We start from the raw sequence: 16,124 nt of genomic DNA, 5'->3' as shown, positions 1-16,124 counted from the left end.
CTTCCGCCTGAAGGCGGATTCCGATCCGGTCTGAGAGATGAACTTTTGTATCTGTGACTTATCGATTAATCTCTACACGTTAATCCTGTGCGTCCAGAACTTTAAGATCTTCCACAGCAGGGCCCTCAATTACATGACCTGCATAATTGAAGCGGGAACCATGGCATGGGCAATCCCATGAACGCTCGCCTTTGTTCCATTCGACTTCGCACCCCAAGTGAGTGCAGGTGGTATCCACCAGGAACAGCTTGCCACTGGTGTCTTTGTAGGCGCCAGCCCGTTTACCATTATGACGAACGACAGCTCCTTCATCTTCGCCAATATCGCTAACGCTTTTGTGCACAATACCCACTTTGCCAGAGATCAATTCCTTGGCGACATTCATATTTTCCACAATAAAGTGCTTCATGCCAGGGTCAGCTTTGAATCTTGCCGGATCGAATACAGCGGCATGAGGATTGTCACGTCCGGTGATGCGATCTGCGAGAAGATGCCCGGCCATTGTACCCGTCGTCATTCCCCATTTGGCAAAACCGGTCGCCACGTAGACACGTTCATGTCTTCCCGTAATCGGTCCGATGTAAGGCACCTTGTCAATGGAGATCAGATCCTGGGCTGACCAGCGATATGGAATGTTGCGAATGCCAAATGTCTCCGCCGCAAACTGCTCGAGGCGTTCATAATGACCAAAGGTACAGATGCCTTGTCCGGTTTTGTGATTTTCTCCCCCGAAGAGAATGAGTTCTTTTCCATCATGAAGGACAGTACGCAGAGATCGGTACGGTGTATCGTCCGAGATGTACATGCCACCAGCATAGGGTTTATCCGGTTCGACTAATACAGCATAGGATCGCTCTGCGTGTAATCGTGTGAAATAAAATCCAGGATCATAGACGGGAAAATGGGAAGCTACGACGACATGTTCAGCCGTAACAGATGGGCCATCTCCATAAGTTCTGACATGCAGTGAAGCATCTTCCTCTACATCCGTAACTGTCGTATGCTCATAAATCTGTACCCCTTGTTTCACAGCAGAATCGAGCAAGTAGTGCAGATAGGCCAACGGATCAAAGCGTGCCTGACCCGGCATGCGAATACCTGCCCTGGCGGGAACTGGAATAGGGAGCGGGTCTACCCACTCACCAGGGATATTGAGTTTGCCATAGGCGGTCAGCTCGATCTCCATTTTTTTGATGTTTTCCTCTGATTGAATATAGACGTAGGCATCTTCCTCTGCCCATTGGCAATCAATTTGTTTTTCCTTCATCAGATTGCGCATCCATTTGGCGGCTTCGGCATTGCCTTCGTAATACATCCGGGCCTGTTCTTGTCCGAAGTGATGCATAATCTCATCAAATATGACGCCGTGCTGTGCAGATACCTTGGCAGTGGTATGACCGGTCGTGCCATCCAACACTTTTCCAGCCTCCAGTACGACCACACGCATACCCGTCTGGGCCAACAGATAAGCGGTAGTAATCCCTGCAATACCGGCACCGATAATCGCTACATCGGCGGTGATATCTTCGGTCAGTTTCGGATAGGCATTGAATTTATGCGTAGCACGCCACAGTGATTCGGGGACGGGCGGCAGACCCGTCTTGGGATGCTGATTGTCGCTCATTAGTCTTCCTCCTTATTTATCTTCATTCGGTTGATTCGCGTATCGTTCAGTGCACATCGTTGTACTCTTAATCATGATTGCCAGACTATGCCAGGAAAAAACGGTGCGGTTCAGATTTTGCAGAGGAGATGTTCACAATTTCCTGCGCAGGACCTCTGTTTTTTTTGTTAAACATGCTATATGATAGGATTATCGAAACCGTTTTAGGTTTTAGGAGGAGATATAATTATTTACCCGAAAACGTTGATTATAAAAGGGTTAATCTATTCATGGAAGAACGAATTCATCCGAATTTACCCTCGTTTTTTATTAATGTATGTATTCGCTATCATTTTGAATTTAGCGAGTTTTGAGAAACGTCCTAATTACCGATAACCAAAGGAGATTCACTATGACCACCAACCAAACGAAATATCCGTTTCAAGATACAGCACTAGACTTGGATTCCCGCGTGAAAGATCTTGTATCCCGCTTGACTGAAGATGAAAAAATTGAATCCATGCTGCAATATCAGCCAGCAGTAGATCGCTTGGGTGTGCCTGCCTACAAACACGGAACAGAAGCGGCACATGGCTTGGCCTGGCTTGGCGAAGCAACATCCTTCCCACAACCGGTGGGGCTGGCATGCACATGGGATACGGATCTGATGAAGGAGATTGGCTCCGTTCTCGGAGATGAGGCACGTGTATTTTATAAACGCAATCCGGCAGTGAACGGTCTTACGCTGTGGGCACCTACTGTGGATATGGAACGTGACCCGCGCTGGGGACGGAATGAAGAGGCGTATGGGGAAGATCCGGAACTGACAGCGGAGCTGACGACAGCATTGGTCAAAGGAATTCAGGGCGACCATCCAAAGTACTACAAAGCGGTAGCTACGTTGAAGCATTTTCTTGCGAATAATAACGAAGTGGATCGTGGAAGTGGTTCATCTAGCATTGATCCGCGCAACATGCGTGAATATTATCTGAAAGCATTTGAGAAGCCGTTCAAAGAAGGTGGCGCACAGTCCATGATGACTGCGTACAACTCCATTAATGGTACGCCAGCATTGTTGCATCCTTTTGTAAACGAGATTGTCAAAGGCGAATGGGGTATGGATGGTTTCATTGTCAGTGATGCAGGCGACGTAATGGGCATCAAGAACGATCATCAGTACTATGATTCCCACACACCGGGTACGGTAGAGTCCGTAAAGGCAGGAATTGATAGCATCACCGATGATGCTGAGCTGTCCAAACAGGCACTGCGTGAAGGGTTGGAACAAGGCACACTCACGATGGATGACATCGACAAGGCGTTGTTTAATACGTTCCGTGTGCGTTTCCGTCTGGGCGAGTTCGATCCGGAAGAAGGTAATCCATACGCGGCTATTGGTGAAGAGTCCATGATGACGGAGAAAGCAAAAGAACTGTCGCTTCGAGCTGCGAGAGAACAAGTGGTATTGCTCAAAAACGACAAAGGCACACTGCCGCTGGACAAAACGAAGGCAGGTAAAGTGGCTGTGATTGGTCAATTGGGCGGAACCGTCTATCGTGACTGGTATGCAGGCACCATGCCGTATAATGTAACCCCGCTTGAAGCAATCCGTGGCAAAGTAGGCAGCGATAACGTGGCGTACAAGGATGGAAATGATCGCATTACGTTAACTTCCGTAGCCAATGGGAAGAAGATTGGACTGGCGGATGGTGAGAAATCACCTGTTATTGCATCGGGAGAAGCGGAGACGTTCATGGTGTCCGACTGGGGCTTCGGAAGTTATACTTTGCAGGCCGAAAGTAACGGCAAATATCTAACGACTGATGAAGAGACCGTAACGGCTTCCGCTGATGAAGTGTATGGCTGGTTCGTGAAGGAAGTATTCCACCTGTTGCCACAACAGGATGGCAGTATAGGTCTGACTACATGGAATGGCAAAACGGTGACTGCACCTAATGGTGGAAACGATGCATTCGCAGTGTCAGAAGAACTGAAGACTTTCGGTGCCACAGAAACATTCAAGCAGGATGTGGTTGTGAACGGAATTGAGGAAGCGGTAGCAGCTGCCAAGGCTGCGGAAACGGCGATTGTCTTTGTTGGTAATAATCCGCTTGTAAACGGGAAAGAAGAGATTGACCGTCCAAGTCTGGATCTCGCCGAATCGCAGCAACGTCTGGTTGAGGCGGTCTATGCCGCGAACCCGAACACGGTTGTCGTCATTGTTGGTAGTTATCCGTTCACGTCCAATTGGGTTCAGGAGAACATCCCGGCGGTATTGTACACTTCACACGCAGGACAGGAGCTGGGTAACGCAGTGGCTGACGTATTGTATGGCGACTATGCGCCAGCAGGCCGTCTGAACATGACATGGGTACAATCCGCAGATCAACTGACCGACATCAAGGATTACGATATCATTCAATCCGGTCGGACGTATCAATATTTTGAAGGCAATGTACTATATCCGTTTGGACATGGTCTGACGTATGCAACGTTTAAATACAGCAATTTGGAACTTAACCCAGCTCAAGTTGATACAGCGGGCAACGTAACGGTAACCGTAGATGTGACCAATACCAGTTCAATCGCCAGTGACGAGGTTGTACAGTTGTACGTTCGTGCAGGCAAATCCCGGGTGAAACGTCCACTCAAAACGTTAAAAGGATTCCGTCGTCTTCCTATCGAAGCGGGAGCTACAGTGAAAGTCAGCTTTACCTTGCCTGTTCAGGAACTGGCTATCTGGGATGTGACTCGTGATCGCTATGTCGTGGAAAGTGGAACTTACTCCATTATGGTGGCCAAGTCATCTTCCGATGTTCAACTGGTTGCAGACCTCGCGGTAGAAGGAGAGACGATCCCAGCTCGTAATCTAGGCGTGGCTACCCGCGCCGAGAATTATGATGCTTACCTGGGTGTTGATCTGGATGAGAGCAAAGAGGGTGGCAGTGCTGTCCGTGTAGTTGGAGAGCAAGGATGGATTGCCTTCAAAGATGCCGATCTGGGTAGTGGGGCAGCAGCAATGGAAGCACGTGTCTCCGCAGAACAAGCTGGCGCTGTGTTGGAAGTGCGACTCGGCTCACCGGATGGTACACTTGCAGGACGTGTGGAACTGGTGCAAGGCGCAGCCCAACAGTGGTCTACCGTGAAGGCAGAACTCACAGGTGCATCAGGCGCGCAGGATGTATACATTGTGCTGTCGGCAGGTGTACGTATCAGCCATTTCGAGATTCGTTAAGTCAATAGCTCATGGAAAAGCCTCCGAATGCATTCGGAGGCTTTTGTTCGTCTGTACGCCTTTTTATTTTCCGTCAAACGTAATCATTTTTTGCACAAATTGCTTCAATTGTTTGTTGGTTTCGTTCAGCTGCTCAATTGTGCTCATGAAATTGTTTACGAGTTCAGCCTGCTCTTGAGAGCTTGCCGTGATCTCACCCAGTTCATTCTCCATGCCCTGAATGGATTGTCGAACGGATAGAAGAGAATCTTCAATACGGGCCGTCGCTTCCTTGGTGTCCACAGACAGTTTGCGAATTTCTTTGGCAACAACGCCAAAACCTGCACCTGCTTCACCTACACGAGCCGCTTCAATGGCCGCATTTAAGCCGAGCAGATTCGTCTGTTCGGAGATTTCACGAATGAAACTGGCAACCTGAGTTACATTTCCTGATTTCTGCACGGCTTGTTTGGAGTTGTTCCGGATCTCTTCGGTTGTGGCACTGAGTTCCTCGGAGTGTGCAGCTACATGCTGAACACTGTCAATTAATTGGTTGGTCAGATTTTCGGTAACATCCATGAGTTGTTGCAGCTGGTCCTGGTCATCCATACTGTAGAGCAGATTAAACAGGGCGATGACTTCACCTTGTTCATTTTTAATGGGAATAAAAGCTACATCAAAAGGAACACCAAACAAATCTTTAGGATAGTGATCGAATCGTTTGACTGTACCGCCGTTGAGATCAGCAAAATTTCGATTTACATCTAATAGAGGGTCGCCGGGTTGATAATTCAGTTGCTTTAATGATTCTCCTGCTGAGAAATATAAGAATTTTTCATGATCAATAACGGAGAGGGTTACATCCTGACGAATCGTATCTCGAAAGAAAGGCATACATGTAATTAAAGCTTGAACAATATCCATATAAAAGATGATTCCTCCCTGATTACCTTATGTAAACGGTTAAATTTTAAATGCTAAATTAATAACTACCTATATAATATATCGTCATGCAATAGAGAAGAAAATAGAGAGAATGGATAAATCCTATTTCTTTAAGGCAGATCTCTATACGCCAAAAAGACACGAGTCCGCACTGGGGGACTCATGTCTTGATAATTGGGGAGGGGGAGTACAATCAATGTTTATGGCATACTGAGCTGCATCGTAACGATAGTCTGAGTGGCTAGTGTTGCACTAACATCAATCAAGCGTTGATTCCGACTGCCGCGAAAGGGTAGAGAGACGTCACGCTCAGCTTGAATATATCGCCCATCGATAATAACGTCGCATAGTCGGGCAAGCTGCGCTCTCGCAGGGTCAGTAACAAGCTCTTCATATGCGAATCCGGTATAGGCCCATACTGTCATATCAGGACGTGCAGTGCGGAGCTGCTGAATCCAGTTCGCACATTCTGCTGCCGAGAAAAAGGGATCACCACCACACAACGTCACGCCATCGAGCAACGGATGGTTCGTCACTTCATGCAGAATCTGCTGCTGCCGCTCCTCTGTAAAAGGCTCACCCGCCCGAAAACTCCACGAATCCGGACTGAAGCAGCCCGGACAGGCGTGGCGGCAACCGCTGATGAACAACACCGCACGCAGGCCGGTCCCCTCATTCACCGATTCCGGGATGTATCCATATAGATTCATCGGTGTTTCACCCGATCCCGTACTTCAGCCTGCTTCGCAGCATTAAATCGCACTTTGTAATTTCCGGTCAGATAGCCGGTTACACGGCGTAACCGCTGGAAGTGTACATGGTTCTCATGAGCTTCGCAGCCTGGGCATACATCCCCGATAACACCTTCATAACCGCATGCAGGGCAGCGATCAATCGGATGATTAATGGAAAAATACCCGATATCCTGCGCCAGTGCATATTGCACGATTCGCAGGAAAGCTGCGGTGTTGGCTCGAACGTTCCCGTCCAGCTCCACATAGGAGATTGCCCCCGCATTACACAAAGTATGGAACGGGGCCTCCAGTTCAATCTTCCGATAAGCTGGAAGAGTGTGGTATACGGGGATATGGAATGAATTCGTATAATACTCCCGATCATTAACTCCAGGAATAAGCCCATATCGCGCTCTATCGATCTTCGTGAATTTGCCGGATAACCCTTCAGCAGGTGTAGCAAACAGGGTGATATTCAAGTTATGTTGCTCGCTCATCTGATCACAGAACTCTCTCATGGTGCGAATAATATTCAGCGCTTCACGATGCACATGAGGGTCCTGTCCATGATGGCGTCCATAGAGAGCTGTCATACATTCTGCCAGACCGATAAAACCCAGGGATAACGTACCATGTTTGAGCAGATCCCCAACGGGTTCATTCGGAGCAAGTTGCTCCCCGCCTTCCCATACACCCTCCCGCATCATGAAATCTGACGCCTTAGCAGGTTGAACAGTCTGGATACGGTACCGATGCAACAGACCATGCGCAGCATTTTGCATCACGGATTCCAGTGCAGTGTAGAATCCCGCCCGATCGGCAACCGCTCTGTTGCCCTGGCAGATGCCAAACCGGATGCCGAGCTTGACCAGGTTGATGGTATTAAACGACAGATTACCTTTACCACTTTGACGATTACGACCAAACCGGTCAGCCAGAGTACGTGTGCGGCATCCCATGGTTGCAATGATCGTATCCGGATCTTCCGGATGATAGAAAGGCAGATTGAACGAGGCATCCACATTGACAAAGTTAGGATACATCCGCCGGGATGAACAGGTGACCGCAAGGCGGAACAGATCATAGTTTGGCTCGCCATGAGCCTGATTGATCCCTTGTTTACATTGGAAAATATGTTGAGGGAACACGGGAGTTTCCCCGTTGCCCAGGCCGCGAATCGTTGCTTCGAGCAATGAACGTGATACCAACCGTCCTTCCGCAGAAGTACATAGTCCATAATTCAGTGATGTGAATGGAATCTGTCCACCAGCCCGACTGCTCATCGTATTAAGGTTATGGATCAGCGATTCGGCAGCTTGTCCCGTCTCCAGTTCAGTCTCTTCATAGGCGAAGTCATATGCGCGTGGGCACTGATTCTTCGCTTCCATACTGTCCAGATGAAGTTGTTCATCTTCAATCAGAGCATTCTCACCAAAAAGTCGTTGTCCTTTGCGATAATGTTTGCGAAACGATCGCTGCACATAGGGCGCTAGATCCCAATCAATCTTATTGGCCGATACGCCACCATACTGACTGTTCTGCTGGGATTGGAAGATGATTGCAACCAGAGCCATTGCAGACATGATCGTCTGAGGTGTGCGAACCGATCCGTTGCCTGTATTGAAACCCGCAGCAAGAAGACGGTCAAACGGGATAAAGATGCAGTTGGTCGTGCCAAGTGCATACTGATCCAGGTCGTGTACATACAGATCCCCGTTCTCCACAGCTTGAGCAAGCTCTTCCGGCAACACATGACGCAGAGCATGCCACTTGGCGGTCTCCGAACCGAGCCTGCTCATCTTGCCGCTGAAGGAGTCCCCGTTCAGATTCGCATTTTCCCTCAGCGTATCGGCATCTTCAGCGCCAATAATTCGTCTTCCCAGGTCGGATAATAGATCGGATGCCGGTGGAGTGGCATACTCAAGCAAGTTCATGTAAGGTTCCTCCTAAAATGATGTATTGATCATTTAAATTGCGTTAAATACTATATGTAGATTTGTATTATCCATTTATAAACTATATGTGGTTTTTTGGGTGTGATAATGGTCACACAACTTAATGGACAAAATGGACTTTCCTTTAATTACTGCGGATAAAGGTTCCCAAAGTCTGAGTAGAAGCGTATAATTTCTAGTTATTCTGCATGTAAAATATCCGAAGTTGGACAAGATGAACTTTGAGCCATTTGAAAAGGCAATTTGCAGTATATTTACGCTTGTTACGTCATTAGTTCAAGACCTGCTTTTGTCCAAAAAAGGGGCGATTGGCAGGGAGTATGATTCTCTTTTACTTCTACGGTGTTAATCATATAAGTATAGATTGTGACAGATATTCGGATTCTTGATGAACCCTTGTACGTGATTAAACATTCTGATATACAGATTTGAAAGTGCAGCTGAGACAAGAGGGGTGAATCATGGGGACGGCAGAAGGCATTACGAGAGGCTTCTATGAAGACATAAAGGAAGCTGCGGCCCATATCGTGGACGTATTAAGCGGGATATTGAAGGTCAATACCATCTTCGTTGCCACGAATGATGGGGTGACGAATTTCATTTTGGAGGCCTTTAACCGTACGGAAGAGTTGATTGTTAAAGGCAGTGAGCTTTCATTTAACGAATCATATTGCAGTCTGGTGTTAAGAGACAAAGGTAGCGTTCTTACCATTCAGAATACATGTGAAAACCCAATGACAAGCTCCATGGACGTCACGAGTGGACTTGGGAGTCGTTTCTTCGTGGGTGTACCTATCATACGAAGATCTGGCGAAGCATTTGGAACGATATGTCTAATGGACAATGCTGGTTATGTGATCAGTGAAACGGATATGAAGACGCTGAACGCGATGGCTGTCTTTCTGGGATATGTTGTGGATCTGGAGAGCACCCTGCATGTGCAGGAACGAAAATTGAGTGACTCGGAACAAATGAAAGAGCAGCTCCAGGCAGAGAAAGAGCGAGCCGAATCCGAGGCGATGACCAAATCACAGATGTTAAAGCTGATGAGTCACGAGATTCGCAATCCGTTGAACGGCATTCTGGGATTGACGGATCTGATGCGTACACCGGACATGCCTGAAGAGCAATCGGAGTATGTAAATATGATCGAGACGAGTGGCAACATACTACTCTCGCTCCTGAATAATATGATGAACTTCAATATTAATGAGGCAGGCAAAACGGTTATCCATGATGATCCGTTTGATCTGGTCGGCACCATTGAAAATACCGTTTATCTCTATGCCGGAATGGCATCGGGCAAGAATATTGATCTGGGATTGAATCTTGATTTGAATGTGTCGCAAGTATTTGTTGGTGATGAGATCAAGATCGGACAGTTGCTTGCACATGTCATTCAATATGCTCTGGATTCAACGCGTGAAGGCTCAGTTCTAATCACGGCCATGGTGAACGGCGAAGAGACAGAGGATATGGGTACACTTGCGCTCAAGGTGAAGTACACGGGTCAGATGGTATCCGATAAGAAGTTGCGTACTTTGAACGGCCAAGATGAAAATTTGGATATCCAAAAACTGATCGGAAGCAATCTGGGTTTGGCAGTAAGCCAAAATCTTGCCATTCTCATGCATGGCCGTATTCAGGTGAGTAGTGCGGGAGAGAATGAGACGGAATTCCATATTGCCCTTCCCTTACGCAGATACTGGGAGTTACCTCAACTTGCAAGTATTCAGCAGCGGTTAAAAGGGAAAAAGGTGTTGCTCGCCAAGGACCCGGATATATTGCAAGGCGTTTCTTCCCTGATGCGCAGATGGGAGATGGATGTGCATATGACCTCGGGTTCGAGTGTAGCACATGAGTGGATCAAGGAGGGCTTCAAGCCGGATGTAGCCGTTGTGGATATGGGACTTCAAGAGGGCGGCGCAGTTGATTTCGTACATGAAATGAAACAGCGGCTGGAGAACTTGCCCGTCATTGTTCTGGTTCCATATGGTATGCACATTGACCCGCACGAAGCGGAAACCTTTGATGCTGTTCTGACGAAACCGGTCAGACAAGCTGATTTGTTGAATGCATTGAGTATTACGCTGCCCTAAACGGGCAGCCGAATGGAAAGTTATCTCCGTTGGCGCACCTGCTACAGGTGCGCTTCTTTGTTTTTGCCTTTGCATTTTTCCAATTTCTGAGGCCAAAGCCCTTTTCATCCGAGCTGGTTACGTTACAATAGAATATGTACTTCATCTTTATAACCAATAGAGGAGGATATGCAATCAATGGATTATCGCAGATTGGGTGGAAGCGGACTGAAAGTAAGCGAGATTAGCCTTGGAAGCTGGCTGACGTACGGAGGGTATGTGGAACGTGAAAATGCGGTGAAATCAATTGAAACTGCATTCGATGAAGGCATTAACTTTTTTGATACAGCCAATGTATACGAACGGGGTGCAGCAGAAGAACTGCTGGGACAGACGCTCAAAGCGTATTCTCGTGACTCCTACGTGCTTGCAACAAAAGTATTTGGCAAAATGGGGGATGGTCCGAATGACCAGGGGCTGTCTCGTAAACATATTAAGGAACAATGTGAAGCCAGCTTGAAGCGCCTAGGCGTTGAATATGTGGATATCTATTACTGCCATCGCTATCATACCGAGACACCAATTGAAGAAACACTCCGCGCACTTGATGATCTGGTACGTCAGGGCAAGGTGCTGTATGTTGGTGTCAGTCAGTGGACTGCGGCTCAGATGGAAGCTGCCTTGGGTACCGCAGATCGCTTGCTCTTGGATCATATCGTGGTGAACCAGCCCGTGTACAATATGTTTGATCGTTATATTGAAAATGAAATTATTCCGCTAGGTGAGCGTAAGGGTATCGGACAAGTCGTATACTCCCCGCTTGCTCAAGGTCTATTGACCGGGAAATATACTTCCGTATCAGATATCCCCGAGAACAGTCGTGCGGCTAAGCTTGGATGGGACGAAGGCAAGATCAACGCGGATCGCATCGGAAAAGTTCGCCAATTGATTGAAGTGGCGGACAAGCTGGACCTGAAGGTTGGGCAACTGGCCTTGGCCTGGATTCTGCGCCAGAACAATGTATCCAGTGCACTTGTAGGGGCGAGTCGTCCCGAGCAGGTAAAAGAAAATGCGGCTGCATCTGGCGTGAAGCTGGATGCTACCATTATTGAGGAAATTGAAGGGATACTTTCCTGATTCCAGTCAGATATTGGGCTGGGATGATATGGAGTGAGATATAAAGCAAGGGATGTCCTGTACGCCTGTGATTGGCGTGCGGGACATCCCTTTTTCAATTGGAGCCGTCAGCTTTCCAGTGTAAGAGGCAAGGACCTTAAAGGTAAGACACATACACGGTTACGTCCTGTATTCTTGGCTTCGTATAGTGCACGGTCTGCCTGTTCGAAGAAGTCGTCATCGTCTTGCTCCACACAATGATCCGGATACACGGCTACGCCAATGGAAATGGTTAGACGTGTGGTGTGTCCGTCAGGCAGGGCAAAATGATATTTCTCTACTGCCTGCCGGATAGATTCGGCGATAGCCATGGCCTGCCGTTGTCCGCAGTCGAGCAAGAGTATAGCGAATTCTTCACCACCGTTTCTTGACACGATATCCGCAGAACGTGCGTGTTCAACAAGAAGTTGTCCGAGTTGCTTCAGAACGGCATCGCCAGCAGAATGGCCAAAGGTATCGTTTACCTTTTTGAATCGGTCAATATCCATGGCAAGCAAGGACAGCTTTTGTTGGTAATCCCGCGCATGTTGAAGTTCCGATAGAAGTGACTTTTCGAACTGTCGTCGATTGCTAAGGTTGGTAAGATGATCGGTAGATGCTCTTCTCTCCAATAGAAATAACATTTCATTGGATTTATTGATGAATTCTGCGATGAAATAGATGAATATTCCACCGATGAAGGAAATGGTCATTTGTAACGGATATACCTTCATTAATGAATTCATGCTGTCTGTATTCAACATAAGGATGATAAAGATTAACGTTATGCCGAGTAGATTCATCGTAATAATTTTGGTCAGTCTGGACCAGGAAGCATAGGCGAAGTATACACCAGACAACCCGATTAGAGTCATAACAAATCCTGCATCTATGGCAGAGGATGACAAGCCAAACATCAGAATACGAAGGATCGAGAGCACAAGTCCCGTAACGACCGAAGCCAGTCCTCCCAGATATACCGCTGCGGTAACGATCGCCAGATGCCGTAGATCTACAATCGTACTCTCGTTCAGAGGGAAGGAATAGTTCATGAGTACTGTGCCATATATGCCGAATAATAAGCCGCCGATCAACTGAACACGTAACGAGGGAAAAGGCAATCGGATACTATAGAACTTTGCAATGATCCCGGATACATACATAAACGTAATCATGACACAGATATTAATGAAAAAAGTGCTAAACAACCGACATTCCCCCTTTTTACGCACATCCCTACATTTTATCTGAAAAGCGGTGTCGTAGCGAACCATATTATCCCAAATATATGAGGGGATTGCTGGGAAAGGTGTTTTATTTGCATTGCCAGGATGTTGGCGTGCATATTGACTTCGATATACAATAAGATTTATACTTAATCTAAATCAAAATGTAATCTTAGTTTTTTGGGAAAACCATCCTAAGTAGAAGATCAGTGTCTGATTTCATATAAAATGCATCAATATAAAGGAGAAATGGTTGTGAGAACTTTAAATCTGACGATACAACGGCAAGCGGTATATGATGTGGTGCGCCATTCGGAGGATCACCCGACAGCTGCTGATGTTATGAATCGACTAGTGGAACAAGGTTATAATCTGGCCTATGGTACGGTGTATAATTCTCTACGTTATCTGACGGACAAAGAATTGATACGAGAGCTTAAACTCGGAGAGACAGCAAGCCGTTACGATGCCCGGATGGACGATCATCAGCACATTATGTGTGAAGTGTGCGGCAAAGTGGACGAGGTGATGACAGAGGTTCCTCCACAATGGATGAAACAGGTAGCTGAAGAAACCGGATATGCAATCGATCATGCTCATGTGGTCTTTGGAGGTGTCTGCGGGGAATGCAGAAACAAACGGATCAAGTAAAAATAAAAGTTCCTGGCCGCCGCTTACCACTTAGGGTTAAACCTGCCTTGTCCGATGCAGCACCTCTTGTGGATAATTGTCCTGTTACACGACGGGTTATTCTGATAAGCCCGATGCCAGGGCAAGTTCATGAACTGGTAAAGGCCTTAACGGATAGCTGTTTCGATGTACTGGTCTTTCATCGATGGGAACCGGATCTGCATGAGCGTCTTGTCTTCGATCTGTTGATCTATGATCTATCTGTTGCCGGAACGATCGATGCATTTGCCGGCATTAGCAGTCGATTGAATCGTGAGGCTGAGCATACAACCCCTTGTCTCTATCTGGTCGGTGAGAAGATGATCGGCAGCGCGAGTGGACCGATGCTTCAGGAGGAATTGCTGGTGTGGCCTGCACGCCCGCAGGAAGCTCTCTACCGGGTGCAGCGTATGATTGGCAACAGTCCCGCTCTGCCCAAACGCGGCTTTTTGCCTGAGGAAGGGCAGCGTGTCGGCTTCAAAGATCTGTGGCTTGATCGTGAACGGATGAGTGTGCAGCGTGATAATAACCGGATCCATCTAACCAAGACCGAATATGATCTGTTACTCAAGCTGATTGATGCCAAAGGTGCAGTCATTTCCCGTGAGGAGATGCTCAGCGATATCTGGGAAACAGACTTTACAGGTGGAAGTAATGTGGTTGATGTTCATATCAAAAGCTTGCGCAAAAAATTGGGCGATAACGCGTCTTCGCCGCAATATATCGTAACGGTAAGAGGAGTGGGCTACCGCCTGGCGGATTAGTCCGCTTTTTTTTATTGCCATGATTATCGTTTAGATCATGCTTTTTGAAAACATGTTCATGGTTCATTCATGAAGTGTTGAGGAACCTCATCTTAATCTCATGTGAACCTCATGCAAGAGCAACGTAGGACATGTTAGAATCAATTTAACAGTTAGATCAAGTCTAAATGTATATTTATATCGAAGCCGAATATGATTTTAGTAGTAGATATATAGCAGCCGTGAGATCCATTAGAGGAGGACGACAGGATGACAGAACGTATGACAACGAATCAGGGAGCACCTGTAGGTGATAACCAGAATTCCCGCACAGCAGGCAGAAGAGGGCCGACATTGCTTGAAGACTATCATCTCATTGAGAAAATTGCCCACTTTGACCGTGAACGTATTCCTGAAAGAGTCGTACATGCAAGAGGTGCCGGGGCTCATGGTGTATTCACGCTGGAGCAGAGTATGAAGGCTTATACAACAGCGGATTTCCTGCAAGATCCGGGTACGGAGACGGATGTGCTGGTTCGTTTTTCGACCGTTATTCACGGTACAGGATCACCAGAGACTGCACGAGATCCACGTGGATTTGCCGTTAAATTCTACACCCGGGAAGGCAACTATGATATCGTCGGTAACCATCTGCCTGTGTTCTTCATTCGTGATGCGATGAAGTTTCCCGATATGGTTCACTCTCTGAAGCCGGCTCCGGATACGAACATTCAGGACCCCGCCCGATATTGGGACTTTATGACCCTCTCACCTGAATCAACGCATATGATGACCTGGTTGTTCTCAGATCTAGGCACACCGGCCAGTTATCGGGAGATGGATGGTTTCGGCGTACATGCTTTCAAATGGATTAATGCACAGGGGCAGGTCCATTATGTGAAATACAAATGGGAGTCTGCACAAGGGGTTCGGGGATTCTCTCGTCAGGAAGCTGCCGAGGTACAAGGACAGGACTTTAATCATGCTACCCGTGACCTGCATGAACATATCAAGAACGGGCAATACCCGCAGTGGAAGCTACAGGTTCAGCTCTTAAAGCCGGAGCAAATGGATGATTTTGCTTTTGATCCACTCGACCCAACCAAAACATGGCCTGAAGATGTACTGCCATTTCATACGGTAGGGACCATGACACTGAATCGGAATCCGCAAAACTTCTTCGCTGAAGTGGAACAGGCGGCCTTTTCTCCTAGTTCGCTTGTCCCTGGAATTGAACCTTCCGAAGATAAATTGCTGCAAGGGCGCCTATTCTCCTATCCGGATACACAGCGGCACCGGCTTGGAACGAACTATTTGCAAATTCCGGTGAATTGCCCGTACGCACCCGTTCGTAATCATCAGCGTGATGGACTCATGAATGTGAATCAGGACCCATCTCCGGTGAACTATGAACCGAACAGTTCCGGAAACAGCCCGCAGGAAGATCCGGCATACCGGGACAGTCAGGTTCCATTACAAGGGCATGTTACACGCGAGAAAATTGAGAAAACGGATGATTACACGCAAGCAGGAGAGCTTTTCCGTTCATTTACTCCAGTAGAGCAGCAGCACTTGTTGGATAATCTGATCAATGATCTTAAGGGAGTGTCAGTCGATATTCAAATGCGTGCTTTATGCCACTTCTTCCGTGCGGATGGACAGCTAGGCGGACGTCTGGCTCATGGACTTGGTGTGGATATATCTGCACATATGCCTTCACAGGATGGAAAATAAAGCGCAGTAAAATCATATTCTCACAACATCATATGGACTGATATTCGGTGAAGGCCGGGAAAACCGCG

General features: G+C 47.4%; 11 protein-coding genes. 6 read left to right on the top strand and 5 right to left on the bottom strand.

Features of this window, described 5'->3' with window-relative positions:
- Positions 1-79 precede the first annotated feature (79 nt).
- On the bottom strand, positions 80-1,624 hold the full coding sequence (locus MKX40_RS28570; RefSeq protein WP_339238420.1) for an FAD-dependent oxidoreductase: 1,545 nt from the start codon (positions 1,622-1,624) through the stop codon (positions 80-82).
- Between the two features lie 391 nt (positions 1,625-2,015).
- Here MKX40_RS28570 and MKX40_RS28565 point away from each other — a divergent pair, with 391 nt between their 5' ends.
- Positions 2,016-4,838, top strand: a complete 2,823-nt coding sequence (locus MKX40_RS28565; protein ID WP_339238418.1) for a glycoside hydrolase family 3 C-terminal domain-containing protein — start codon at positions 2,016-2,018, stop codon at positions 4,836-4,838.
- A gap of 63 nt (positions 4,839-4,901) precedes the next feature.
- Here MKX40_RS28565 and MKX40_RS28560 read toward each other — a convergent pair whose 3' ends face one another.
- The 3 genes from MKX40_RS28560 to MKX40_RS28550 all read right to left on the bottom strand — a co-directional run bounded on the left by MKX40_RS28560 (position 4,902) and on the right by MKX40_RS28550 (position 8,430).
- The gene (locus MKX40_RS28560) at positions 4,902-5,741 is read right to left on the bottom strand and encodes a methyl-accepting chemotaxis protein (protein WP_339238416.1); all 840 of its coding nucleotides are present in this window, start codon (positions 5,739-5,741) and stop codon (positions 4,902-4,904) included.
- A 221-nt stretch (positions 5,742-5,962) separates the two neighbouring features.
- A complete protein-coding gene (gene nrdG, locus MKX40_RS28555; RefSeq protein ID WP_339238413.1) occupies positions 5,963-6,472 on the bottom strand; it encodes an anaerobic ribonucleoside-triphosphate reductase activating protein in 510 nt (169 codons plus the stop codon).
- Entirely contained in the window at positions 6,469-8,430 is a 1,962-nt protein-coding gene (locus MKX40_RS28550) for an anaerobic ribonucleoside triphosphate reductase (RefSeq protein WP_339238411.1), read from the bottom strand. The genes nrdG and MKX40_RS28550 overlap by 4 nt, the downstream gene beginning before the upstream one ends.
- Before the next feature lie 482 nt (positions 8,431-8,912).
- On the opposite strand from MKX40_RS28550, the gene MKX40_RS28545 reads away from it, so the two are divergent.
- On the top strand, positions 8,913-10,550 hold the full coding sequence (locus tag MKX40_RS28545; RefSeq protein WP_339238409.1) for a histidine kinase dimerization/phospho-acceptor domain-containing protein: 1,638 nt from the start codon (positions 8,913-8,915) through the stop codon (positions 10,548-10,550).
- 177 nt (positions 10,551-10,727) lie between these two features.
- On the top strand, positions 10,728-11,666 hold the full coding sequence (locus tag MKX40_RS28540; protein ID WP_339238407.1) for an aldo/keto reductase family protein: 939 nt from the start codon (positions 10,728-10,730) through the stop codon (positions 11,664-11,666).
- Between the two features lie 107 nt (positions 11,667-11,773).
- Here MKX40_RS28540 and MKX40_RS28535 read toward each other — a convergent pair whose 3' ends face one another.
- Positions 11,774-12,892, bottom strand: coding sequence for a diguanylate cyclase (locus MKX40_RS28535; protein WP_339238405.1), 1,119 nt, complete (start codon positions 12,890-12,892; stop codon positions 11,774-11,776).
- A gap of 273 nt (positions 12,893-13,165) precedes the next feature.
- On the opposite strand from MKX40_RS28535, the gene MKX40_RS28530 reads away from it, so the two are divergent.
- The 3 genes from MKX40_RS28530 to MKX40_RS28520 all read left to right on the top strand — a co-directional run bounded on the left by MKX40_RS28530 (position 13,166) and on the right by MKX40_RS28520 (position 16,056).
- On the top strand, positions 13,166-13,561 hold the full coding sequence (locus tag MKX40_RS28530) for a transcriptional repressor (protein ID WP_036612807.1): 396 nt from the start codon (positions 13,166-13,168) through the stop codon (positions 13,559-13,561).
- Positions 13,537-14,343 carry a winged-helix domain-containing protein gene (locus tag MKX40_RS28525; RefSeq protein ID WP_253441518.1) on the top strand — a complete coding sequence of 269 codons (807 nt, stop codon included), beginning with the start codon at positions 13,537-13,539 and terminating at the stop codon, positions 14,341-14,343. The genes MKX40_RS28530 and MKX40_RS28525 overlap by 25 nt, the downstream gene beginning before the upstream one ends.
- 249 nt (positions 14,344-14,592) lie before the next feature.
- Positions 14,593-16,056: a catalase gene (locus tag MKX40_RS28520; RefSeq protein ID WP_339238403.1), complete on the top strand. Its 1,464-nt coding sequence runs from the start codon at positions 14,593-14,595 to the stop codon at positions 16,054-16,056.
- Positions 16,057-16,124 lie beyond the last annotated feature (68 nt).

Source organism: Paenibacillus sp. FSL R5-0517 (genome assembly GCF_037974355.1).
Taxonomy (GTDB): Bacteria; Bacillota; Bacilli; order Paenibacillales; family Paenibacillaceae; genus Paenibacillus.
The sequence above is the reverse complement of the archived record's forward strand: the minus strand, read 5'-3'. Positions and strand labels throughout refer to the sequence as shown.